The following is a 22,986-nucleotide window of genomic DNA, read 5'->3' as shown; positions in this document are numbered from 1 at the left end:
TTAAAAGAAGCAATGAATGAGAGAAAGCCGGAATATTAGATCCGGCTTCTTCTGCATTATTTCCCCTTCGCTTTCTTCCGCTTTTCCTTCTCCGCCCGATAGAACTCATGAAACATCTTCATCAGCGCCCGCTTTTCAATCCGCGATACATAGCTACGCGAAATACCGAGTTCTTTGGCAATCTCACGCTGCGTTTTTTCCTTCTTCAAATCAAGCCCAAACCGCCCGACAATTACTTCCTTTTCACGGTCATCTAAAATGTCAATGTATTGCTTCACTTTTTCAAGCTCCATATTGAGCTGGATTGTATCAATCACGTCTTCATTTTCTGATTTCAGAACATCGATCAGGCTTATTTCATTCCCTTCTTTATCCTGCCCGATCGGATCATGAAGGGACACGTCTTTTTTTGTTTTTTTTAATGCTCGCAAATGCATGAGGATTTCATTTTCAATACATCGCGCAGCATACGTCGCCAGTTTTGTCCCTTTTCCGGCGGAATAGCTTTCAATCCCTTTGATCAGCCCGATTGTTCCGATGGAGATTAAGTCCTCTGCGTCTTCACCTGTATTTTCAAACTTTTTTACAATATGGGCGACCAAGCGAAGATTATGCTCAATCAGCATGTTTCTGGCATGTTCATCCCCTTTAGCCATGAGCTCTAAGTATTTTTTTTCGTCGCTGCTTGAGAGCGGTTGTGGAAAGGCATTGTTTTTCACGTAAGATACTAAAAAGACAAGCTCTTTAACTACAAAACCGAGCGCTGCGAAAACACCTGTCACCATCGTCACCTCCACATGATTATGTAGGCAAAAGCCTATATGTCAATGTATGTGATCGGTAGGCTGTCTGTGTCTGTACCGGGAAATTTCTCAATGGGGAGCTTAGGTTTTGTTTTTTAAAATAATCTTTACGCTGCCCCCATACATTTAAATGAACGAAACTGTATGGGGGGATGAGGATGAAAAGATGGATGGCAATGCTTCTTCTGGCGGCAACAGTTTTTCTTTGTTTATTGGGAAAGGATATGACAGCTCCGCAACAGGTCAAGGGGGCTGCTTTATATGACAAAGTTTTATATTTTCCGTTGTCTCGTTATCCGGAAACCGGGGATCATATAAGAGATGCGATTGCCGAAGGACATTCTGATATATGTACAATTGATCGTGATGGAGCGGACAAAAGGCGGGAGGAATCATTAAAAGGAATTCCGACGAAGCCTGGTTTTGATCGAGATGAATGGCCGATGGCAGTTTGTGAAGAAGGAGGCGCCGGAGCCGATGTCCGCTATGTAACGCCCTCGGATAATCGCGGCGCCGGTTCATGGGTAGGAAATCAAATGAGCGGTTATCCAGATGGCACCAAAGTGTTGTTTATTGTTCAGTAATAAAAGAAGAGGCTCAATACTGAGCCTCTTTTGCTATGATCCTATGTTGCCGCTAGGCTGATTCTCCTGAGGAGGATACGTTTCTGCTTCTCGCCAATACTGGCGTGTTCCTTCTTCACGTACAACGATCCCGATCTTTGCAAGTTCAAGACGGAAATCTTCAATGTCGTCTGTTTCCTCTTTTTTCAGTGCTTTCTGACGAGCTTTCAATATAGCATGAGCGCTTGGAGAGAGATCGGGTGATTCAGGTACCCATCGTCGAAATTTATCTTTAAACGGGTCACCTTCTGCCGACCATATGTAATGGTGTTTTTTAAAGGCCTGCTCAATGATTTTAGGTTTTTCATCTATTTCTTCACGTGCCAGTTCATATCCGTCTGTTCCTAAGAGGACAAGCCGTTTATGATCAATAAATACCAGAGCAATGTCTTCCGAGTTGATCGTTTGAACATGCTTGCCTTTCATTAATTTCACGGAGTCGTCTGTAATGTGTACAGTTAATAGCATTTTGATGATTGAATGAGCGAACCATATACCGGCAATCAGGCCAAGCAGCGCGGTGATAAACTTCACCGGTGATCCGTGAAAAGAGGCAACAAGCCGAAGAGGGCCTTCTAATGGAATCCACGGCAGGGATAATGCCCATTTCGCAAGCTGATGAAAGAAATAACCAATGAGAAGACCGATCATTGCAAGTGTAACGTATAATAAACATTTCGCGGTTTTTTTAATTCCAATGATTGTTTGTGTTTGATCCTGCAAGTTGTCACCTTCTTAGCTAGAAATAAATTGAATTCTCTTCCCATATTTTAACTTAAATAGAGAGGAAATCAAGGATGTTTCCACGATTTCTGCTGTAATTCATGAAGGCGCCAAATGATTATCACACCCTCTTTCTGATAAAGATCATACAGAAACGATATGACACGGGAAAAGAAATCACTCTGGTTGATCACGGACCGCTTTTGTTTTTTTGTTTGAGAAAACAGGACGTATCACAAAGCAGTTCACAGGGAACATAAAGAGTAAGGGCTTTAGAGTTTAGACAACCAGGAGGAACTCACATGAAAATAGGATTGATCGGCTTAGGGAAAATGGGCATCAACATAGGAAAGCAATTGATCGACCGCAATCATCAAGCAATCGGTTATGACGTGAACCAAGCCGCTGTTGATGAACTGATATCTTATGGGGCTGAGGGGACAACGAGTATAAAAGAGTTGATTTCTTCATTAGACATGCCGCGAATACTATGGGTTATGGTGCCCCATGGCGTGGTCGATACTGTTTTGCGTGATGTGACACCTTTATTAAGCACAGGTGATATTATCATCGAAGCCGGAAATTCTCATTATAAAGAATCGATTCGTCGCTATAATCAACTGAAAGAAGCGGGTATCTATTATCTCGATGCGGGAACGTCGGGCGGAATGGAAGGTGCACGGCACGGAGCCTGTTTTATGGTGGGGGGAGATCCGGAAGCATGGGAGATTGCGGAGCCGCTGTTTCGGGATACTGCTGTTGAAAATGGATATTTATATGCTGGAGAAGCGGGCAGCGGGCACTTTTTGAAAATGATTCATAATGGCATTGAGTACGGAATGATGGCTGCTATTGGCGAAGGATTTGAAGTGCTGGAAAAAAGCCCGTTTGAGTTTGACTACGAGAAAGTTGCAAGGGTATGGAATCATGGATCTGTCATAAGGTCGTGGCTTATGGGGCTGACTGAGCGAGCTTTTTCTAAAGACGCGAAGCTGGAACAGATCAAAGGCGTCATGCATTCCTCAGGGGAAGGGAAATGGACAGTGGAAACGGCACTAGATTTGCAGACAGCCACCCCGGTGATCGCGATGTCGCTCTTGATGAGATACCGTTCGTTAACAGACGATACGTTTACAGGAAAGGTCGTTGCTGCGCTCCGTAATGAATTTGGAGGACATGCAACAGAAAAAAAGTAAGGGGGGCAAAGCGGGCCGCCCTTATTTTTTTGACACTTTCACGAGATGAGGAAACTTTTTATATATAACCAACATCAGGATCAGAACGTAGGCCCCGTAAATACTGAAGGATAGTAATTTGTTGCTGGAGAAATTGGCGCCGGCAATCGTAACAACTAAAATATTTGGGATTTTTCCTATTAAAGAGGCGAAGAAAAAAACATGCCACCGAACACTGCTTAGTCCGCATACAACATTCATGACAAGAGAAGGAATAACAGGGATAAGTCTTCCCAATAAAACAGCGGTAAACGCATTTTTATCGAAGGAAGCCTCGTATCCTTTTATAGCAGGGTAAGCTTTTATTTTTTTCCTAGCCCAATCACGAAAGCTGTACCTCGCGAGAAAAAATAGCAATATCGTACCGAGCATTGAACCGGCCAGTGTAATCCAAACTCCATTTGCAATTCCGAACACAGCGCCATTTAAAGCTGCAATAATTGCAAACGGCACAATCGGGAAAAAGACGTCGGCTGCAATCAGAAGCATACTACATAAAACGGAGATCAAGCCGCCTGCTTTTATAGCATCAAGCCAAGCCTCTTTCTGATAAAACCCGACTGCAATAACGGCGATGATCAAGATTATACCTAAAGTCTTTTTTAACATATCAATTATCCACTCCCAACACTTGTGGCGATGTCAGGAGGCAGAATCTCCGGCATCTACGTTAGTATAACTTGTACCATTTCGGAGGTTCAACTGTCATACGAGTGGGGGGAAATACAATTCTTTTTTAGCTAGTAAAATAGGCTGTCCATTTCACTCGTTGCTGCATTCTTTAATAGTAGGGAGGGATAGAAATGGTAGCGATAAAAAAGGATTTTATACCAAAATCAAACGATAACCGTCCCGGCTATGCGATGACACCTGCCTACATTACGGTGCACAATACAGCAAATACCGCCAAAGGTGCCGATGCAAAAATGCACGCTGATTATGTAAAAAACCCAAGTACATCTGTCAGCTGGCATTTTACAGTAGACGATTCAGACATCTATCAGCATCTGCCTCTTACTGAAAACGGGTGGCATGCTGGCGACGGCACCGATGGAACAGGGAATCGCAAATCAATCGGGATTGAAATCTGCGAAAATGCAGACGGCGATTTTGACAAAGCAGTAGCTAATGCGCAGTGGCTGATCAAAAAATTGATGAAGGATCACAATATTTCGCTGGATCGTGTTGTTCCCCACAAAAAATGGTCCGGAAAAGAATGTCCCCGCAAACTCTTAAATCAATGGAGTGCATTCAAAAACGGAATTTCTTCCTCTGATACGCCATCTAAAGAATCACCCAAATCTTATCCTCTGCCTTCAGGAGTAATAAAACTTACTGCGCCTTATAGAAAAGGCACAAAAGTTCTTCAGCTGCAAAAGGCTTTAGCAGCACTTCATTTTTACCCCGATAAAGGTGCGAAGAATAACGGTATTGACGGCATTTATGGACCGAAAACAGCAAATGCCGTGAAACGTTTTCAGCTGATGAATGGATTAAAAGCTGATGGTATCTACGGACCGAAAACAAAGGCCAAGCTTAAAGCGAAATTAAAATAAATGCAGAGGTAATCAGTAGCCTGTTTCCTCTGGCGGAAGCAGGTTATTGCAATCAACTCTCTGAAGTGTTTTTTCGCAGGAAAAGACGGGAACTGAAATAGATATATCACCCCTTAATGGAAACAGAATGATTTTAGTCGAGAGGGACACGTTAACAATAGAGAGAACGCTATAACGAAAAAACTCTGCGTTGAATGAAACAGAGCAGAGGTATAACATAAAGGTGAAGCTTTTGGGGGTGTAAAGATGAAGTATATGTTCATCCTTTTCCTAGTGCTGTTCGTTACAGCAGGATGCGGAAGGGGATACGAAGACGTGGTAGCATTTGGTGACAGCAATACACGCGGCTCTAATTGGGATTATCGTGACTATCCAAAAGCGCAGCAGTGGGTCAATATATTAAAAACGGCTGAACGCGGGAATCTTGATATCCTCAATGCAGGAATTGGAGGACAAACGACAGAAGATGCCCGTTTACGGTTTCAAACAGATGTACTCGATCAAAAACCTAAGCATCTTTTTATTATGTTTGGCACTAATGACGCCGCGATTCTGGCTGAAGGAAAGCCGAGAGTGTCAAAGCTGCGTTTCAGAGAGAATCTGGTTTACTTTATAAAAGAAAGCAGAAAACACGGCATCAAGCCTGTTTTAATGACGTGTATTCCTATTATTGAAGGAAACGGAAAGCATCACCTCTTTTACTATTCCAGGTATAAAGCGGCTGCTTTTGAATCAAAAGGCGGGGCGAGAAAGTGGCATAACTCATACAATGATATTACAAGAGATGTCGCGAAACATATGAATGTGCCTCTCGTAGACAACTGGAAACACTTTATAGAAGCAGACGGTGGAGAAGCTACTGATGAAGCGCTTATCCAATCCGGCTTGATAGATCCTTCAGGCAATCATATGACACCAAAAGGGGCAAGGGTTGTTTATGAAGGGATACAAGATGGGCAGGTCCTGAAGCGCTGATCTGGACAAAGGCCTAAGCCGTTTTATTTCTCCTACATAGGCTGTTATAGAAACATTTTTAAGGAGGCGCGCTTCACATGTACAGCGGGTATTTATACACGTATCCATTCGGCGGCTGGCCATATGGAGCAAGCAGAGCATACGGATACGCTTTTATCGTTGTTTTGATTGTTGTTCTCCTGATTGTGGGCGGAGTGTATTGGTTCACATGAAATCCAGCCCTGAAAACACCTCTTTTTAGGGGTGTTTTTTGCTGAAAACAGTAGTAAAGCGCGTAACTGAAGTGATATAATATCAGTCATCTGAGTAAAAAAAGGAAATACGCCCGGAAAATATAGACAAATTCCTATTAAGAAGATACGGAAATAATATGTCCGAGCGATCTTCTTTTTATTTCGTTTTCGATTAACTCGATAAAGTCGCGGTTTAAATTCATTTCGGTGGCTTTGAAATAGGATTCTATTAATAGTTCATCAGACAATTTTCTCATGCTAGGAACCCAATTAATGGGAGAGACACCTCCTTCATAGTTGGAATCATTCATGACTTTGTGACATACATTTATAGGTTGCGTTCATCTGAAGGCTGAAGATTATCTTTAATCTACCATGAATTGCATATAAGAACAATCGTTCTGTTATCCACACCAAAAAGTGGATAACTTGTGAGTATCATGTTTATAATTTGTCTAAAGAGTGATGTAATAAGAGTGGATAGTGTGTGTAAATTTATCCACACCTGGTGAAGAAACCCAATTTTTGTCGAAATTTTTTTGCTCAGTTTTTCTTTAAGCGCAAGTTCGATTTTTTTCGACATTAATTTTAAGAGAAAGAAAAGGGAAGGGTGCGGGTTTTGTTAAAAAAGTTTTTTTTACCTGACGAGTTTGTAAAAAATATTTTTCATATTACACCTGAAAAATTAAAAGAACGAAATGTAAAAGGAATTATCACTGATCTGGACAATACGCTTGTTGAATGGGACAGACCAAACGCGACGCCGCGATTGATCGAGTGGTTTGAAGAAATGAAAGAGCACGGCATTAAAGTGACGATTGTCTCTAATAATAATGAGCGAAGAGTAAAACTTTTCTCGGAACCGCTCGGTATACCATTCATCTATAAAGCAAGAAAACCGATGGGCAAAGCCTTTAATAGAGCAGTGCGCAATATGGAGCTGAAAAAAGAGGACTGTGTTGTCATCGGAGATCAGCTGCTGACTGATGTACTCGGCGGGAACCGTAACGGCTACCATACGATCCTAGTCGTGCCTGTCGCTTCCTCAGACGGCTTTATTACGCGTTTTAACCGCCAGGTCGAACGCAGAATACTGAGTGCTCTCAAACGAAAAGGGCACATTCAGTGGGAGGAATAAGAATGGAAAAGGTTGTTTGTATCGGCTGCGGAGTTTCAATCCAAACCGAGGACAAAAACGGTCTGGGATACGCGCCGCCGGCTTCGCTTTCTAAAGAAAGTGTGATTTGCCAGCGCTGCTTCAGACTGAAAAACTACAATGAAATACAAGACGTTTCCTTAACGGATGATGACTTTTTAAACATCCTTCATGGAATTGGAGAAACCGATTCTCTCGTCGTTAAAATTGTTGATATTTTCGATTTTAACGGCAGCTGGATTAATGGATTGCAGCGCTTAGTCGGAGGAAATCCTATATTGTTAGTCGGAAACAAGGCGGATATTCTGCCTAAATCGCTCAAAAGAGAACGGCTGATCCAGTGGATGAAGCGCGAGGCGAAAGAGCTTGGCTTAAAACCGATTGACGTATTTTTGGTCAGTGCGGGACGCGGCCAGGGAATCAGAGAAGTCATTGATGCGATTGAACATTACCGTAACGGCAAGGATGTTTACGTTGTCGGCTGTACCAATGTAGGGAAATCAACGTTCATTAACAGGATTATCAAAGAAGTGTCCGGTGAAGACAACATCATCACAACATCGCAATTCCCGGGCACAACTCTTGATGCGATTGAAATTCCGTTAGATGACGGCTCAGCGCTTTATGATACACCTGGAATCATCAATCACCATCAAATGGCGCACTATGTAAACAAAAAGGATTTAAAAGTACTTTCGCCCAAAAAGGAACTGAAGCCGCGCACATTTCAGCTAAACGATCAGCAAACGCTGTATTTCGGCGGACTGGCAAGGTTTGATTATGTTTCAGGTGAAAGAGCTGCCTTTGTCTGCTATATGCCGAATGAATTAATGATTCACAGAACGAAACTGGAAAATGCTGACGCGCTTTATGAAAAGCACGCAGGAGAATTGCTCACACCGCCGGGAAAAGATGATATGGATGAGTTTCCAGAACTGGTTGCCCATACGTTTACGATGAAAGAGCAAAAGACAGATATCGTTTTTTCTGGGTTAGGCTGGGTAACGGTGCATGACGCGGATAAAAAGATAACGGCTTATGCGCCAAAAGGCGTTCACGTATTTGTTCGGCGCTCATTAATTTAACAAAAAGGGGAGAGGGGTATGAAGAAGCTGTACGGGGTTATCGGAAATCCGATTGCGCATTCCATGTCGCCGGATATCCATAACGCGGCTTTGAAGGATCTTGGCTTGGACGGACACTACCATGCATTTAAGGTGGAAGAGGATAGTCTTGAAGATGCGGTAAAAGGAATAAGAGCTCTTGGCCTACAAGGCATCAATGTGACTGTTCCGCACAAGGTTTCCATCATGGATCATCTCGATCATATTGATGAGAGCGCAAAAGTGCTTGGTGCCGTTAACACTGTCAGAAGAGAAGGAGACAAACTTGTCGGATATAATACAGACGGAGAAGGCTTTGTGAAATCTTTAATGAGAATTTTGGACAAACCAATCTCCGAGCTGTCTTTCTTAATGATCGGCGCGGGCGGGGCAGCGAGAGCGATTTTTACGACGATCGTCCGCGACAATCCGGAAAAGTTTGATATTTGCAATCGAACGATAGAAAAAGCCAAACAGCTCACAGAATCTGCTCCCTCGTTCCGCAATGTAGAAGTGTTAAGCATAAAAGAAGCAGAAGAACGGCTTGAGCAGTATGATGTAATTATCCATACAACATCTGTAGGCATGTATCCAAACGTGGAAGATATTCCGCTTTCGCTGCAGCGTGCTGAAAGCAGTGCGGTTGTTTGCGATATCGTGTATAATCCGATTCAGACTTCACTATTAAAAGAAGCAAAGCAAAAAGGTCTGAAAACACTGGATGGAGTCGGCATGTTTGTTGAGCAGGCGGCATTGTCTTTCCGCTTGTGGACAGGACATGAACCTGATGTTGAAAAAATGAGATCTATTGTAGTAGGGAAATTAGGAGGAAAATAATGCTAACAGGAAAACAAAAACGTTTCTTGCGTTCAAAAGCGCACCATTTAAGCCCGATTTTTCAAGTAGGAAAGGGCGGAGTCAATGACAACATGATTAAACAAATTTCTGAAGCGCTTGAAGCGAGAGAGCTGATTAAAATCAGCGTTCTTCAAAACTGTGAAGACGATAAAAACGATGTTGCGGAAGCTCTTGTAAAAGGAAGCCACGCAGAGTTGGTTCAGACGATCGGCAATACGATTGTTTTATTTAAGGAATCAAAGGAAAATAAACAAATCGAGCTTCCTTAAGGTGGTTGAAATGAAGAAAATCGGAATTTTCGGAGGCACGTTTGATCCTCCGCATAACGGTCACCTTTTAATGGCGAATGAGGTGCTGTATCAGGCGGAGCTCGACGAAATTTGGTTTATGCCCAATCAAATACCTCCGCATAAACAGGATGAAGACTATACAGACAGCACTCATCGGGTGGAAATGTTGAAGCTTGCGATCCAGTCTAATCCATCCTTTAAGCTGCAGCTGGCTGAAATGGAAAGAGAAGGGCCGTCATATACCTTTGATACCGTTTCTTTACTAAAGCAGCGATATCCGAAGGATCAGCTATTCTTTATCATTGGTGCTGACATGATTGAATACCTGCCGAAATGGTATAAGCTGGACGAGCTGCTGAACCTTATTCAATTTATCGGAGTAAAGCGCCCCGGTTTTCATGTTGAAACCCCTTATCCGCTTCTCTTTGCAGACGTTCCGGAGTTTGAGGTATCATCGACTATGATAAGGGAACGGTTTAAAAGCAAGAAGCCCACTGACTACTTAATCCCTGATAAAGTGAAGAAGTATGTAGAGGAGAATGGTTTATATGAATCGTGAGGAGGCACTTGCCTGCGTCAAGCAGCAATTGACCGAGCATCGATATATCCATACAATTGGCGTAATGAACACGGCGATTGAACTTGCGGAGCGCTTTGGCGCCGACTCCAAAAAAGCAGAAACGGCGGCTATCTTTCATGATTACGCCAAATTCCGTCCAAAAGAAGAAATGAAACAAATTATTGCCAGAGAAAACATGCCCGCGCATCTGTTAGATCACAACCCGGAGCTGTGGCATGCTCCGGTCGGCGCTTACCTAGTCCAGAGGGAAGCGGGAATTCATGACGAAGATGTTCTTGACGCGATCAGATACCATACCTCTGGGCGTCCGGGCATGACGCTTTTGGAAAAAGTCATTTACGTTGCCGATTATATTGAACCAGGCCGTAAATTTCCCGGTGTTGATGAGGTGCGCGAACTAGCCGAAACGGATTTGAATCAAGCGTTGATTCAGTCGATCAAAAATACAATGATTTTTCTAATGAAAAAAAATCAACAGGTTTTTCCAGATACATGTTTAACTTATAACTGGCTTGTGTCTGGCAAATGAACAGGAGGAAATTGTGAATGAATCAAAAGTCCATTTTAAATATTGCAGCTGCGGCTTGCGACGATAAGCGGGCAGAGGATATTTTAGCACTGGATATGGAAGGAATTTCTCTGGTTGCTGATTATTTTCTGATCTGCCACGGTAATTCAGATAAACAAGTTCAGGCCATTGCGCGTGAAATCAAGGACCAGGCAGAAGAAAACGGCATTGAAGTCAAAAAGATGGAAGGCTTCGATGAGGCAAGATGGGTATTAGTTGACCTTGGGGATGTGATTGCCCATGTGTTTCACAAGGACGAAAGAAGCTATTACAACCTAGAAAAACTGTGGGGAGATGCTCCGCTCGCAGACCTGGAACTTGGAATGAACCAATGATTTACCAAGGCTTTGCAAGCGTGTATGACGAGTTAATGTCTCACGCACCTTACGACAAATGGACAGAGTGGATTGAAGCATCTCTGCCGGAAAAAGGCCGTATTCTCGATTTGGCATGCGGCACCGGAGAAATTTCAATCCGGCTTGCCGAAAAAGGCTTTGAAGTCACTGGGATTGATCTCAGTGAGGAAATGCTCTCATACGCCCAGCAAAAAGTACCAGCTAAACAGCCGATTCTTTTCCTTCAGCAGGACATGAGAGAGATTACCGGCTTTGAAGGCCAGTTTGATGCGGTTGCGATCTGCTGTGACTCCTTGAATTATTTAAAAACGAAAAATGACGTGATGAATACCTTTAAAAGTGTATTTCAGGTGCTGAAGCCGGACGGCATATTGCTGTTTGATGTTCATTCACCGTATAAAATAACCGAGGTTTTTCCTGGCAGCACGTTTGCTGATCAAGACGAAGATATCAGCTATATTTGGCAAAGCTTTGCCGGTAGTGAAGAGCTTTCCGCCATTCATGATATGACGTTTTTTGTTTGGAACGGAGAGGCGTACGACCGCTTTGACGAGACACATGAGCAAAGAACGTTCCGAGTGGATGAATACGAAGAAATGCTGGCAGGCTGCGGTTTTCAGCTTCATAAGGTCACCGCTGATTTTACCGATTCAGCCCCGTCACCATACTCTGAACGCCTGTTCTTTAAAGCACAGAAATCAAAAACCATCGTTTACTAAGACGATGGTTTTTAAAATGCTTTTTTACCATTTTGCATACAACAAAAAACTATGGCATATTCGTTTACACATGAAACTGCTTCTTCACCGCGGAAATATCCTCTTCATACTTCAAATGCGTATTTTGAAACACACGATGAAACATATCCTGTACACCGCTTTCGAGGGCTTTAATGCCTTCTCCTGTCACACCGCCCTTTACGCAAACCTTTTCCTGTAATGCAGGAAGGGTATACAATTCGGTTTCTAACAGTTTTCCCAGCCCGACAAGCATCTCTTTACACATGTGAATAGCGTCCTGTTTAGACACTGACGTTTCCGTAACGGCTGCATCTATAAACCGCTGAACCAGATAGCTCATAAAAGCGGGTCCGCAGCTTACGATATCTGACGCTACTCTTGTGACGTCACTTTCAATTTGCAGCGGATTCGAAATGTGCTTCATCAGCTCGTTGATTTTTGTTTTTGCCGCCTCCCCGCAGCTTTTGCCGAAGGTGACGAGAGAAACGCCAGCAAGCGCCCGGTTTGTAATACTCGGGATTACTCGTGCCACCTGACATGGCACATACTGTTCCAGCTGATCAGTCTGAAGCGGGCTTGTAATGGAAATGAGAATGTGATCCTTTCTTAGATAAGGAACTGCCCTTGACAATAATGGATATATATCTAGCGGCTTTACACAGATGAAAATCATCTCATTTTCTGCAACAAGCTTTTCAAGGCTCTCTGTTACGTTTAAGCTGTTGTAGCGGTTTTTTATCTTCAACGCTTTTTCAATTGTGCGGTTTGTGATTGTGATGTTTGAGGGATCGGCTGCTTGTGATTCAATAAATGATTCTATAAGGATCGTACCCATATTTCCAGTGCCGATAAAGCCAATCTTCAATGATTTCCCCTCCTTTGAGCTATTATCCTCTAAACCATATGTGATAAAGAAACAAAATATGACGAAAGCGGGGCGCATGCCAGTTGAATTGGTTGAATCAACATAAAATGATCATCATGTCAGTGGCCTTTGCTGCTGTTCTCATTGCGGTTCTTTGTCTCTTTTTTTTCATCGGGCATAACAAAGAGCCTGTAAAACAAGTGATATCTAGTGAAAAGGATAATGCTGAGGTTAAGCAGGAAGTGACAAAAGACAAAGCGGAAGAAAATATTGTAATTGACATAAAAGGTGCTGTTAAGCATCCCGGCGTTTATGAAATGCATGCAGGGGACAGAGTGTCACAGGCTATTGAGAAAGCAGGCGGCATCGGCGAAAAAGCAGATGAAACGCAAGTGAATTTGGCGGAACTTTTGCAGGACGGTACAGTGGTGTATATACCGAGTGAGGGAGAAGAGGAGCCGCAGCAAGCGGCCGGAGGCGCTGTACAAAGCAGTACGGGGAAAGAGGCCTTGGTCAATATCAATACAGCAACATTAGAGGATTTACAAAACATTTCAGGAGTAGGGCCTTCAAAAGCCGAAGCGATTATTGCATATCGGGAAGAGAACGGGCGTTTTCAGGCAATTGAAGATATCACAAAGGTTTCGGGAATTGGCGAAAAATCATTTGAAAAAATAAAGTCTTCCATTACAGTAAAGTGAATTGACGGTCATGTATGATGATAGGTAAACTAAAGAACAGGCAACACAACATTTGGAGGGAACAACGTGGAACGAATTTCATGGAATCAATATTTTATGGCGCAAAGCCATTTACTGGCACTGCGCAGCACCTGCCCGAGATTGTCTGTCGGCGCTACCATTGTCAGAGATAAACGTATGATTGCAGGAGGATATAACGGATCAATCGCAGGCGGCGTACATTGCGCGGACGAAGGATGCTTAATGATAGACGATCATTGCGCGAGAACGATTCACGCGGAAATGAATGCGATTCTTCAATGCTCTAAATTTGGAGTGCCGACAGATGGAGCGGAGATATATGTTACGCACTATCCGTGTATTCAGTGCTGTAAGTCTATCATTCAAGCCGGTATCAAAACAGTATATTACGCTGAGGATTATAAAACACATCCGTATGCCCAGGAGCTATTTGAGCAGTCTGGCGTTACGGTTGAACAGGTTGAACTTGATGAGATGATCGTTGATCTGAAAAACAGAGAAAAGCTTTCATTTGTAGCGGGACTTTTAGAGAAATTAGCGGATGCCGGTCTCGCAGAGGAAGATTTGAAGAAAATACATGAACAGGCTAATAAACTTTTTACGAGTTATGTGTGATTGATGCGACATTCGCGTCTACTATTGCCTTTGGCGGCAGCTTCAGCAACGGCTGGAATTGCTGCCGCCTCTTATTTCTCCGCTGTCTTTCTCTTCTTCCTCTTTCTTCTTATTGTGTCAGTCAAAACAAGACAAGCTCCACTCATTTTTGTATGTTTATTCTCTTTTGTGCTCAATTTTGCCCTGTTTAAGATTACAGATTTTCAAAATACTTCTTCGTACAAGCAGGGCAGCTATCACTTCAAGGCGGTCGTTCATAGTATTCCTAAAATTGACGGAGATCGGATGTCTTTGCTGATCAAGACGCCTGATGACGAAAAATGGGCTGCCTCTTATCGGATTCAGTCTTTAGCTGAGAAAGACAAACTGTCACATCTAGAGCCGGGTATGGCATGCGAATTGACTGGTAAGTTGGAGAAGCCCAAACAAGCAACAGTGCCGGGAACATTTGATTATCACCAGTATCTTTACCGGCAGCATATTCATTGGAGCTATTCTGTCACATCTATTAGAATTTGCAGTGAGTCTTCAGGTGTCCGGTATAAGCTTCTCAGTTTGAGAAAATACATCGTATCATTCACGAACACCAAGCTTCCGTCAGATTCAGCAGGAATCGTACAGGCGCTTACTGTAGGTGAGAGGTCTTATTTGGATGACGATGTGCTTAACGCTTACCAAAATCTAGGTGTTGTCCATCTATTAGCCATCTCAGGCCTCCATGTCGGAATTTTGACAGCTGGCCTATTTTACGCAATGATCCGTCTGGGTATAACAAGAGAAAATGCGTCAATCCTACTACTTTTGTTTCTGCCGATCTATGTTATTTTGACAGGCGCAGCGCCTTCTGTTCTCCGGGCCGCTCTGATGTCGGGCATCTACTTAGCGGGAAGCCTTTTTCAGCAGCGAGTGAATTCTGCAGGGGTAATCTGTCTTTCGTATATCCTCCTCTTGCTTTTTAATCCCTACTACCTTTTTGAAGCTGGATTTCAGCTTTCATTTGCGGTCAGTTTTTCTTTAATTCTCTCATCATCTATTTTTCAGCATAGCAAAACGGGTCTGGGACAGCTGACGATGGTATCTGTTATTGCCCAGCTAGGCTCACTACCCATTCTTCTGTATCATTTTCAGCAGTTTTCTATTATGAGCATTCCGATGAATATGGTGTTGGTGCCTTTTTATACATTCTGTATTTTACCGGCTGCTATTATAGGAGTGATTCTATTATTTTTTTCAGCATCCGTCGGTCAATTTCTGTTCTATTGGTTTGATGTAATGATGACCTGGACCAACAGACTGATCACTAAAATCGCAGATATAGAAATATTCACAATCATCATCTCAGGTCCTGCACCCGCACTTCTTCTCTTATTCACGCTCACTGTCATCATATTGCTTATGAGTATCGAGAAACGCTCATATCTCCGGCTGACCGTATCCACAGGCCTTTTTTGTGCAACGCTTACCCTGCTCTTTATTTTCCCTTATGTTAGTTCCGATGGAGAAGTAGATATGATTGATATCGGACAAGGTGACAGTATGTTTGTCAGTGCACCCTATCAGAAAGGCCGTGTTTTAATTGATACAGGAGGCACTTTGTCTTATTCGTCAGAGCCTTGGCGGGAAAAACAGCATCCTTTTTCACTGGGGGAAAAGGTGCTGATCCCTTTTTTAACGGCAAAGGGCATCAAGCAGCTTGATGCGCTGATACTGACGCACGCAGATCAAGATCATATCGGAGAGGCAGAGGTTTTGCTGAAGCATCATAAAGTAAAGCGTCTCATCATTCCGAAAGGCTTTGTTTCTGAACCTCATGATGAGAAAGTGCTACGGACTGCCAGACAAGAGGGGGTGGCAATTGAAGAGGTGAAGCGGGGTGATGTATTGCAAATAAAGGACTTGCAGTTTCATGTGCTGTCACCGGAAACGCCTGATCCGGCAAGTAAAAATAATTCTTCTCTCGTTCTATGGATGAATACAGGCAGTCTCAGCTGGCTCCTGACGGGTGATCTGGAAAAAGAGGGGGAACAGGAGATTATCAATATCTTCCCAAATATAAGAGCGGATGTGTTAAAGGTGGGGCATCATGGAAGCAAGGGCTCTACCGGTGAAGAATTCATCAAACAGCTTCAGCCGAAAACGGCGATCATCTCAGCGGGAGAAAACAATAGGTACCATCATCCGCATCAAGAAGTTCTTCAATTGTTAAAGAGCCGATCCATCCGTGTGCTGCGCACTGATCAAAGCGGCACGATCCAATACACGTACAAAAACGGATCAGGAACCTTTTCTGTCTATCCTCCATATGATACATCAGATATGACAAAGGAGAATTAAAAAAGACTGCCGAGAAATCAGCAGCCCGGGCAGTCGTGTTATGAACCAACCAGGTGAATAACCGTTGCCATGACAAACAATAAGGCGAAAAATCCGAAGGACACAACAAAACCAACCGCTGAATCTACAGCATCATTTCGTTTGCTTTGAACGTTTTTTTCAAAATCATTCAATTTCATCCCCCCTGACTGATTTAAGTATAATGGAATCGATTTGAAAAATCTAGAAGCTAAGGTAACGTTTTCTGTTCTGGTGATTATCGCCTTTTTACAAGCTGTCCCGGGGGCTTGCGAACAGGCGTTTAATATAAATGGGGAAGCCGCTGTCAGGCTTCCTCTTTACTATTTTGCAAACTCAATTTAGGATAGAAGAGGATGATGAAAGAGAGGAAGTCGTACAACAATGGTATTTGATGTGTGGAAAAGCCTGAAAAAAGGCGATGTCCATCCGGTTTATTGTTTATACGGAAAAGAGACGTATCTGCTCCAAGAAACCGTCAGCAGGATCAGACAGACGGTGATTGATCAAGAGACGAAAGATTTCAACCTGTCTGTTTTTGATTTGGAGGAAGACCCGCTGGATCAGGCGATTGCCGACGCTGAAACGTTCCCGTTTATGGGGGAGCGGCGCCTTGTCATTGTGAAAAATCCATATTTTTTAACGGGTGAAAAAAAGAAAGAAAAAGTTGAGCACAACATCAGCGCGCTTGAATCGTATATACAATCACCGGCGCCATACACGGTCTTTGTTCTGCTTGCGCCTTATGAAAAACTGGATGAGCGGAAAAAACTGACCAAAGCGCTAAAAAAGCAGGCGTTCATGATGGAGGCAAAGGAATTAAACGCGAAGGAAACGACAGACTTTACGATCAATCTGGCGAGAACCGAGCAGAAAACAATCAGCACCGAGGCGGCAGAGCATTTGGTTTTGCTTGTAAACGGGCATCTGTCATCACTTTTTCAGGAGATTCAGAAACTCTGCACGTTTATTGGAGACCGTGAAGAAATCACGCTGGATGATGTAAAGACGCTTGTGGCGAGAAGTCTGGAACAAAATATCTTTGAACTGATTAATAAAATCGTCAACCGAAAACGGACTGAGAGTCTGCAAATTTTTTATGATTTGCTCAAACAAAATGAAGAGCCGATCAAAATTATGGCTCTCATATCGAACCAGTTCCGGCTGATCCTGCAGACGAAATATTTCGCGGAACAAGGGTACGGCCAAAAACAGATTGCTTCTAACTTAAAGGTGCATCCATTCCGGGTAAAGCTGGCGATGGATCAAGCGAGGCTTTTTTCAGAAGCTGAGCTCCGGTCTATTATTGAACAGCTTGCCGTGATGGACTATGAGATGAAAACCGGGAAAAAGGACAAGCAGCTTTTACTAGAGCTTTTTCTCTTGCAGCTGTTAAAAAGAAATGAAAAAAACGATCCTCAATTATGAGGATCGTTTTTGTTTTATGCAGAAAGTCCGTTCACTTTTTTCGCTAGTCTTGATTTGTATCGAGCTGCGGCATTTTTGTGTACAAGACCTGTTTTCACTGCTTTATCAATACGTTTAGCTGCTTCAGTAAGAGCAGTTTTCGCTTTGTCAGCTTCGTTGTTTGCAACAGAAGCTTCAACTTGTTTGATTGCAGTACGCATAGCAGATTTGATTGTCGCGTTATGAGCGCGGCGTTCGTTATTAGTTTTTGTACGTTTAATCGCTGATTTAATGTTTGGCATGTGTTTCACCTCCTAAGATACAACCTGTAGCACAGTGTCTTAAGGTTAAATCTTCTTCACAATAGAACAAATTGTATTCTATCAAACACACCTTTAGATTGCAATATAAATGTAAAGTATTTTTCATTGAAGGAATGCTTTTAAGCATGATTCATTTTATAAATGGAAACAATATGGATAGTGAATATTCGAAGGAGGCCCTGTATGAAAAAGAGTGAGCTGGATGTAAATCAGTATTTGATACGTACGGATTTAGCGGTTGAAACGAAGGAAGCCATGGCTAATCGTCAGGCTGTGCCTGCAAAAGAGATAAAAGGTTTTATTGAAAAAGAACGCGATCATGGCGGAATAAAAATCCGCACTGTTGATATCACGAAGGAAGGCGCAGAGCTTTCCGGAAAAAGAGAAGGACGTTATTTAACGATTGAGGCCCAGGGGATCAGAGAAAATGATTCGGAAATGCAAGAGAAAGTTTCTGCTGTATTTGCGGAAGAATTCTCAGCCTTTCTGGAAAGCCTTAAGATCTCAAAGGATGCGAGCTGTTTAATTGTCGGCCTCGGCAACTGGAACGTGACACCTGATGCGCTCGGTCCGATGGCTGTAGAAAATCTATTAGTGACAAGACATTTATTTAAACTCCAGCCTGAAAATGTGCAGGAGGGCTACAGGCCTGTCAGCGCATTTGCTCCTGGTGTCATGGGAATTACAGGCATCGAAACAAGCGATATTATTAAAGGGGTCATCGAGCAGTCGAAACCCGATTTCGTGATTGCCATTGATGCACTTGCGGCGCGGGCGGTAGAAAGGGTCAACACAACCATTCAAATATCAGATACAGGAATACACCCGGGATCAGGCGTCGGAAATAAACGTAAAGACTTGAGCAAGGACACCCTAGGCGTACCTGTCATTGCAATTGGTGTACCGACGGTCGTTGACGCGGTAACAATTGCCAGCGACACGGTTGATTACATATTAAAGCATTTTGGCAGAGAAATGAGAGATAACAGTCCGTCGAGATCGCTTGTTCCGGCGGGGATGACGTTTGGGAAAAAGAAAGTGCTTACTGAAGAGGACCTTCCCGACCCAAAACAGCGTCAATCGTTTCTCGGCATAGTGGGGACTCTTGAAGACAACGAAAAGCGGCAGCTCATTCATGAGGTGTTGGCACCTCTGGGCCATAATTTGATGGTCACGCCGAAGGAAGTCGATTCATTTATTGACGATATGGCAAATGTGCTGGCAAACGGATTAAATACAGCGCTTCATGAAAAGGTGTCTCAGGAAAACAAAGGCTCCTATAATCACTAAACGGTTCTACTTCCTCTAGCTTGTTCATAGAGTAATTACTAGACAAGCGCTGGAGGGATTCAATGAGAAATAAACGCAGAAACAGACAAATTGTTGTTGCGGTGAATGGCGGGAAAGCGATAAAGGGGATCTTTCTATTTATCGCAAGCCTATTAGTGATTTTTGTTTTATCCGGTGTGCTGACGTCTCTCCGGCCGGAACTCAGGCCATCGTCTGACTCTTTTTACGGGATTGCCGACGAACTGCCGGGTGACGTATTTGCACACTTGCTGCGGATGGAAAACCATTATTTCGCTTCGGACCTTTCTCAAACCGACAGCTCATTTCATCTATCACGTCTTTCTTTAAAGCTGGCGACAAGTATTAATCTCGAGGATCCGCGAAGTTTTCTTGGACGCGAGCTGCCTGGGTTTGCGCAATTTGACACAGAAATTCTTTTAGCGGGACAAGGCACCGATTATACAAACATGCCGTCGGAATCCCCGCCGCCTTCAAAGGTGATGCAGGAAGAAAGAGAAGCGAATTTGGCGGAGATTGAAAAACAGCAGACGCAAACAGACAATACGCAAAAAGACCCGCCAAAACAAACAACCGGCGACAAGAAGGTTGTCTTTATCTATCACACGCATAATACGGAATCTTATCTCCCGCTATTAAAAGGTGAGACCGATCCCGATATGGCGCGTCATTCTAAAGCAAACGTCACCCTCGTGGGAGACATGTTCGGGAAAGCGCTTGAATCTCAAGGTATCGGAGCCACAGTTAATAAAACGGATATACAGGCAAAACTGAGCAAAAAAGGGTTGAATTATGCCAGATCCTACGATGAATCAAGGCCGGTCGTACAAGAAGCCCTTGCTTCAAACAAAAATCTGCAATACATCATTGACATCCATAGAGACTCCAGGCGCAAGAAAAATACGACGGCAACCATTAAAGGGAAAAGCTATGCCCGGGTCGCATTTGTGGTCGGCAAAAAAAGCAAGAATTTCGAAGAAAACTACAAAATTGCAAGCGAGCTTCACAAGCTGATGGAGAAAAAATACCCGGGACTCAGCACAGGGGTCTTTTCTAAAGGCTCACCAGGAGATAACGGCGTTTACAACCAAGACTTAAACGACAGAGCGCTTTTGCTTGAATTCGGCGGAGTGGATAACAATCTCGAAGAGCTACAGCGGGCGGCTAACGCAACTGCTGACGTATTCAGCGAAATGTACTGGGATGCTGAAAAAGTTAACGCCGAAAGCGGCGAGACGAAAAAACAATAAGAAATAGGTGGTCGAGTTGATTGCATATCTTGGCAAATGCTTGCTTCTTGTGACGATGATGTTTATAGGCGTCCTGTTCGGCATGCAGCAGGCAAATAACGGCATGCTGAGCATGAAAGGCTATCATGATCCTTCACTGAAAGGCGCGTTTACGCTCACAGACGGAGAAAATAATGAGAAAGAAGCGACCGTTTTAGGGGAAACAGTAACCTCGAAAGATATAGAAGAGAAACAAAAAGAGCTTGAACAGGTGGAAACGTTTAACCTTTTCTCTAAAGCAGGAAAAACGCTATCTGACACAGTGACCAACACAGCTCAATCGATGTATGAATGGATACGGGATATGAGAAAATAAGTGCTTGAAAGAGAAAAGCAGCCCCAGTATGAGAGGGAACTTTTCTCTTTCTTGTTTTACATTGAATCTTTACAATCCTATTGATATAATCTAAGCTAGTGTATTTTGCGTTTAATAGTAGGAGTGATAGATTGTGACAGATAAAGAAAAGCGTTTAGAGAGGCAGTCGAGAATTCGGAATTTCTCCATCATCGCCCATATTGACCACGGAAAATCGACCTTAGCGGATCGTATTTTAGAAAAAACGTCGGCAATCACTCAACGAGAAATGAAAGAACAATTGCTTGATTCTATGGATCTTGAACGCGAACGGGGCATTACCATTAAATTAAACTCTGTTCAGCTTAAATACAAAGCAAAAGACGGAGAGGAATATATTTTCCACCTGATTGACACACCGGGACACGTCGATTTCACATATGAAGTATCCCGAAGCCTTGCTGCCTGCGAAGGAGCGATACTTGTCGTGGACGCGGCGCAAGGAATTGAAGCGCAGACGCTTGCGAACGTTTACCTGGCGCTTGATAATGACCTTGAAATTCTTCCAGTCATTAATAAAATTGATCTGCCAAGCGCAGAGCCGGAACGTGTTCGCCAAGAGGTGGAGGACGTCATCGGCCTTGACGCATCGGAAGCCGTGCTCGCTTCAGCAAAAGCCGGGATCGGGATTGAGGAGATTTTAGAGCAGATCGTGGAAAAGGTGCCTGCTCCGACCGGAGATCCAGAGGCGCCGCTTAAAGCGCTGATTTTTGACTCGCTTTATGACGCTTACCGCGGTGTCGTGGCTTATATCAGAGTCGTTGAAGGAACGGTAAAGCCGGGGCAAAAAATCAAAATGATGGCAACCGGCAAAGAGTTTGAAGTGACAGAAGTCGGTGTGTTCACGCCGAAAGCAACTCCGACAGATGAACTGACGGTCGGCGATGTAGGCTTTTTAACTGCTGCGATCAAAAATGTCGGTGACACACGCGTCGGTGACACGATCACAAGCGCGGCCAATCAAGCTGCCGAAGCATTGCCTGGATATCGCAAGCTGAACCCGATGGTGTACTGCGGTTTATATCCGATCGATACGGCCAAATACAACGATTTAAGGGAAGCTCTTGAAAAGCTTGAGCTGAATGACTCATCGCTTCAATATGAAGCAGAGACATCCCAAGCGCTCGGATTCGGTTTCCGCTGCGGATTTTTAGGTATGCTTCACATGGAAATCATTCAGGAGCGGATTGAGCGGGAGTTTAAAATTGACCTGATCACTACAGCGCCGAGTGTTATATATGATGTGTATATGACAGACGGGGAAAAGGTTGTTGTCGACAACCCGTCCAACATGCCTGACCCACAAAAGATCGAAAGGATCGAGGAGCCGTATGTTAAAGCGACTATGATGGTGCCGAACGATTATGTCGGTGCGGTGATGGAGCTTTGTCAAGGGAAACGCGGCAATTTTATCGACATGCAATATTTAGATGCAAATCGCGTCAGCATTGTCTATGACATGCCGTTAGCGGAAATCGTCTATGAGTTTTTTGATCAGCTGAAATCAAGCACAAAAGGCTACGCTTCCTTTGATTACGAACTGATCGGCTACAAACCGTCTAAACTTGTCAAGATGGACATTATGCTGAACGGAGAAAAAATCGACGCCCTTTCATTTATCGTGCATCGCGATTACGCGTACGAACGCGGAAAAGTAATTGTAGAAAAACTGAAAGAGCTCATTCCGCGCCAGCACTTTGAAGTACCGATTCAAGCGGCGATCGGCCAGAAAATCGTGGCCCGCTCTACCATTAAAGCGATGCGTAAAAACGTATTGGCTAAATGTTACGGCGGAGACATCTCGCGGAAACGGAAGCTTCTTGAAAAACAAAAAGAAGGAAAACGCCGAATGAAGCAGGTCGGCTCAGTTGAAGTGCCGCAAGAAGCATTTATGGCGGTCCTGAAAATGGACGACAATCCGAAAAAATAATAGAAGCCGCCGCAGTCCTGT

29 protein-coding genes are annotated in these 22,986 nt (G+C 43.6%); 22 read left to right on the top strand and 7 right to left on the bottom strand.

The annotated features are described in order from the left end of the window. Positions 1 to 56: 56 nt before the first annotated feature. Positions 57 to 785 carry an RNA polymerase sporulation sigma factor SigK gene (gene sigK / locus HC660_RS12835; RefSeq protein WP_174754429.1) on the bottom strand — a complete coding sequence of 243 codons (729 nt, stop codon included), beginning with the start codon at positions 783 to 785 and terminating at the stop codon, positions 57 to 59. A gap of 176 nt (positions 786 to 961) precedes the next feature. Between sigK and HC660_RS12830 the strand changes: the two genes are divergently transcribed. Further along, a complete protein-coding gene (locus HC660_RS12830; RefSeq protein WP_168748287.1) occupies positions 962 to 1,387 on the top strand; it encodes a sporulation-specific Dnase NucB in 426 nt (141 codons plus the stop codon). A 33-nt stretch (positions 1,388 to 1,420) separates the two neighbouring features. Here HC660_RS12830 and HC660_RS12825 read toward each other — a convergent pair whose 3' ends face one another. Next, entirely contained in the window at positions 1,421 to 2,149 is a 729-nt protein-coding gene (locus HC660_RS12825; protein WP_168748286.1) for a YqeB family protein, read from the bottom strand. Positions 2,150 to 2,451: 302 nt separating this feature from the next. Between HC660_RS12825 and gnd the strand changes: the two genes are divergently transcribed. Then, positions 2,452 to 3,345, top strand: a complete 894-nt coding sequence (gnd, locus tag HC660_RS12820; RefSeq protein ID WP_168748285.1) for a phosphogluconate dehydrogenase (NAD(+)-dependent, decarboxylating) — start codon at positions 2,452 to 2,454, stop codon at positions 3,343 to 3,345. A 21-nt stretch (positions 3,346 to 3,366) separates the two neighbouring features. Here gnd and HC660_RS12815 read toward each other — a convergent pair whose 3' ends face one another. Further along, the gene (locus HC660_RS12815) at positions 3,367 to 3,993 is read right to left on the bottom strand and encodes a TVP38/TMEM64 family protein (protein WP_168748284.1); all 627 of its coding nucleotides are present in this window, start codon (positions 3,991 to 3,993) and stop codon (positions 3,367 to 3,369) included. A 194-nt stretch (positions 3,994 to 4,187) separates the two neighbouring features. Between HC660_RS12815 and HC660_RS12810 the strand changes: the two genes are divergently transcribed. The 3 genes from HC660_RS12810 to HC660_RS21235 all read left to right on the top strand — a co-directional run bounded on the left by HC660_RS12810 (position 4,188) and on the right by HC660_RS21235 (position 6,127). Continuing rightward, the gene (locus HC660_RS12810; protein ID WP_168748283.1) at positions 4,188 to 4,940 is read left to right on the top strand and encodes a peptidoglycan recognition protein family protein; all 753 of its coding nucleotides are present in this window, start codon (positions 4,188 to 4,190) and stop codon (positions 4,938 to 4,940) included. A gap of 246 nt (positions 4,941 to 5,186) precedes the next feature. Beyond that, positions 5,187 to 5,915: an SGNH/GDSL hydrolase family protein gene (locus HC660_RS12805; protein ID WP_010335020.1), complete on the top strand. Its 729-nt coding sequence runs from the start codon at positions 5,187 to 5,189 to the stop codon at positions 5,913 to 5,915. Between the two features lie 77 nt (positions 5,916 to 5,992). Beyond that, entirely contained in the window at positions 5,993 to 6,127 is a 135-nt protein-coding gene (locus tag HC660_RS21235) for a hypothetical protein (RefSeq protein ID WP_010335019.1), read from the top strand. 137 nt (positions 6,128 to 6,264) lie between these two features. Here the strand turns inward: HC660_RS21235 and sda are convergent, their stop codons facing one another. Then, positions 6,265 to 6,405, bottom strand: coding sequence for a sporulation histidine kinase inhibitor Sda (sda, locus tag HC660_RS12800; RefSeq protein ID WP_003226124.1), 141 nt, complete (start codon positions 6,403 to 6,405; stop codon positions 6,265 to 6,267). Between the two features lie 362 nt (positions 6,406 to 6,767). Between sda and HC660_RS12795 the strand changes: the two genes are divergently transcribed. Genes HC660_RS12795 through HC660_RS12760 form a run of 8 tightly spaced genes read left to right on the top strand, consistent with a single transcriptional unit; the run spans position 6,768 to position 11,778 of the window. Beyond that, on the top strand, positions 6,768 to 7,286 hold the full coding sequence (locus HC660_RS12795; protein WP_003226126.1) for a YqeG family HAD IIIA-type phosphatase: 519 nt from the start codon (positions 6,768 to 6,770) through the stop codon (positions 7,284 to 7,286). Positions 7,287 to 7,288: 2 nt separating this feature from the next. Next, positions 7,289 to 8,389, top strand: coding sequence for a ribosome biogenesis GTPase YqeH (gene yqeH, locus HC660_RS12790; RefSeq protein WP_010335017.1), 1,101 nt, complete (start codon positions 7,289 to 7,291; stop codon positions 8,387 to 8,389). A gap of 18 nt (positions 8,390 to 8,407) precedes the next feature. Further along, positions 8,408 to 9,244, top strand: coding sequence for a shikimate dehydrogenase (gene aroE, locus HC660_RS12785; protein WP_168748282.1), 837 nt, complete (start codon positions 8,408 to 8,410; stop codon positions 9,242 to 9,244). After that, entirely contained in the window at positions 9,244 to 9,534 is a 291-nt protein-coding gene (yhbY, locus tag HC660_RS12780; RefSeq protein WP_168748281.1) for a ribosome assembly RNA-binding protein YhbY, read from the top strand. Before aroE ends, yhbY begins: the two co-directional genes overlap by 1 nt. A gap of 10 nt (positions 9,535 to 9,544) precedes the next feature. After that, the gene (locus tag HC660_RS12775; RefSeq protein WP_168748280.1) at positions 9,545 to 10,114 is read left to right on the top strand and encodes a nicotinate-nucleotide adenylyltransferase; all 570 of its coding nucleotides are present in this window, start codon (positions 9,545 to 9,547) and stop codon (positions 10,112 to 10,114) included. Next, the gene (gene yqeK / locus HC660_RS12770) at positions 10,104 to 10,664 is read left to right on the top strand and encodes a bis(5'-nucleosyl)-tetraphosphatase (symmetrical) YqeK (protein ID WP_168748279.1); all 561 of its coding nucleotides are present in this window, start codon (positions 10,104 to 10,106) and stop codon (positions 10,662 to 10,664) included. The genes HC660_RS12775 and yqeK overlap by 11 nt, the downstream gene beginning before the upstream one ends. A gap of 17 nt (positions 10,665 to 10,681) precedes the next feature. Further along, positions 10,682 to 11,038, top strand: coding sequence for a ribosome silencing factor (gene rsfS, locus HC660_RS12765; protein ID WP_168748278.1), 357 nt, complete (start codon positions 10,682 to 10,684; stop codon positions 11,036 to 11,038). Then, positions 11,035 to 11,778, top strand: coding sequence for a class I SAM-dependent DNA methyltransferase (locus HC660_RS12760; protein WP_168748277.1), 744 nt, complete (start codon positions 11,035 to 11,037; stop codon positions 11,776 to 11,778). Before rsfS ends, HC660_RS12760 begins: the two co-directional genes overlap by 4 nt. Positions 11,779 to 11,842: 64 nt before the next feature. Here the strand turns inward: HC660_RS12760 and comER are convergent, their stop codons facing one another. After that, the gene (gene comER, locus HC660_RS12755; RefSeq protein WP_168748276.1) at positions 11,843 to 12,664 is read right to left on the bottom strand and encodes a late competence protein ComER; all 822 of its coding nucleotides are present in this window, start codon (positions 12,662 to 12,664) and stop codon (positions 11,843 to 11,845) included. An 83-nt stretch (positions 12,665 to 12,747) separates the two neighbouring features. On the opposite strand from comER, the gene HC660_RS12750 reads away from it, so the two are divergent. The 3 genes from HC660_RS12750 to HC660_RS12740 all read left to right on the top strand — a co-directional run bounded on the left by HC660_RS12750 (position 12,748) and on the right by HC660_RS12740 (position 16,335). Beyond that, complete coding sequence (locus HC660_RS12750) at positions 12,748 to 13,365, top strand: helix-hairpin-helix domain-containing protein (protein ID WP_010335008.1); 618 nt, start codon at positions 12,748 to 12,750, stop codon at positions 13,363 to 13,365. A 66-nt stretch (positions 13,366 to 13,431) separates the two neighbouring features. Then, entirely contained in the window at positions 13,432 to 14,001 is a 570-nt protein-coding gene (locus HC660_RS12745; RefSeq protein ID WP_010335007.1) for a ComE operon protein 2, read from the top strand. A 3-nt stretch (positions 14,002 to 14,004) separates the two neighbouring features. After that, positions 14,005 to 16,335 (top strand): DNA internalization-related competence protein ComEC/Rec2, encoded by a 2,331-nt coding sequence (locus HC660_RS12740; RefSeq protein ID WP_168749469.1) that lies wholly within the window; start codon positions 14,005 to 14,007, stop codon positions 16,333 to 16,335. A gap of 38 nt (positions 16,336 to 16,373) precedes the next feature. On the opposite strand, the gene HC660_RS12735 is transcribed toward HC660_RS12740, so the two are convergent. Further along, a complete protein-coding gene (locus HC660_RS12735; RefSeq protein WP_010335005.1) occupies positions 16,374 to 16,508 on the bottom strand; it encodes a YqzM family protein in 135 nt (44 codons plus the stop codon). Between the two features lie 40 nt (positions 16,509 to 16,548). Between HC660_RS12735 and HC660_RS12730 the strand changes: the two genes are divergently transcribed. Both HC660_RS12730 and holA read left to right on the top strand, forming a co-directional pair. Then, on the top strand, positions 16,549 to 16,698 hold the full coding sequence (locus HC660_RS12730; protein WP_003229985.1) for a hypothetical protein: 150 nt from the start codon (positions 16,549 to 16,551) through the stop codon (positions 16,696 to 16,698). A 39-nt stretch (positions 16,699 to 16,737) separates the two neighbouring features. Beyond that, positions 16,738 to 17,781, top strand: a complete 1,044-nt coding sequence (gene holA / locus HC660_RS12725) for a DNA polymerase III subunit delta (RefSeq protein WP_168748275.1) — start codon at positions 16,738 to 16,740, stop codon at positions 17,779 to 17,781. A gap of 14 nt (positions 17,782 to 17,795) precedes the next feature. On the opposite strand, the gene rpsT is transcribed toward holA, so the two are convergent. Then, positions 17,796 to 18,062, bottom strand: a complete 267-nt coding sequence (gene rpsT / locus HC660_RS12720; RefSeq protein WP_010335003.1) for a 30S ribosomal protein S20 — start codon at positions 18,060 to 18,062, stop codon at positions 17,796 to 17,798. Positions 18,063 to 18,266: 204 nt separating this feature from the next. Here rpsT and gpr point away from each other — a divergent pair, with 204 nt between their 5' ends. From gpr to lepA, 4 genes are all read left to right on the top strand, one after another. Next, positions 18,267 to 19,373, top strand: a complete 1,107-nt coding sequence (gene gpr, locus HC660_RS12715) for a GPR endopeptidase (protein WP_168748274.1) — start codon at positions 18,267 to 18,269, stop codon at positions 19,371 to 19,373. A gap of 62 nt (positions 19,374 to 19,435) precedes the next feature. Next, on the top strand, positions 19,436 to 20,641 hold the full coding sequence (gene spoIIP, locus HC660_RS12710; protein ID WP_168748273.1) for a spore autolysin SpoIIP: 1,206 nt from the start codon (positions 19,436 to 19,438) through the stop codon (positions 20,639 to 20,641). A 16-nt stretch (positions 20,642 to 20,657) separates the two neighbouring features. After that, positions 20,658 to 20,996 (top strand): YqxA family protein, encoded by a 339-nt coding sequence (locus HC660_RS12705; RefSeq protein ID WP_168748272.1) that lies wholly within the window; start codon positions 20,658 to 20,660, stop codon positions 20,994 to 20,996. A gap of 133 nt (positions 20,997 to 21,129) precedes the next feature. Continuing rightward, positions 21,130 to 22,965, top strand: a complete 1,836-nt coding sequence (gene lepA, locus HC660_RS12700; protein ID WP_010334999.1) for a translation elongation factor 4 — start codon at positions 21,130 to 21,132, stop codon at positions 22,963 to 22,965. Positions 22,966 to 22,986 lie beyond the last annotated feature (21 nt).

It is taken from the genome of Bacillus mojavensis, assembly GCF_012648005.1.
Taxonomy (GTDB): Bacteria; Bacillota; Bacilli; order Bacillales; family Bacillaceae; genus Bacillus; species Bacillus mojavensis.
The sequence above is the reverse complement of the archived record's forward strand: the minus strand, read 5'-3'. Positions and strand labels throughout refer to the sequence as shown.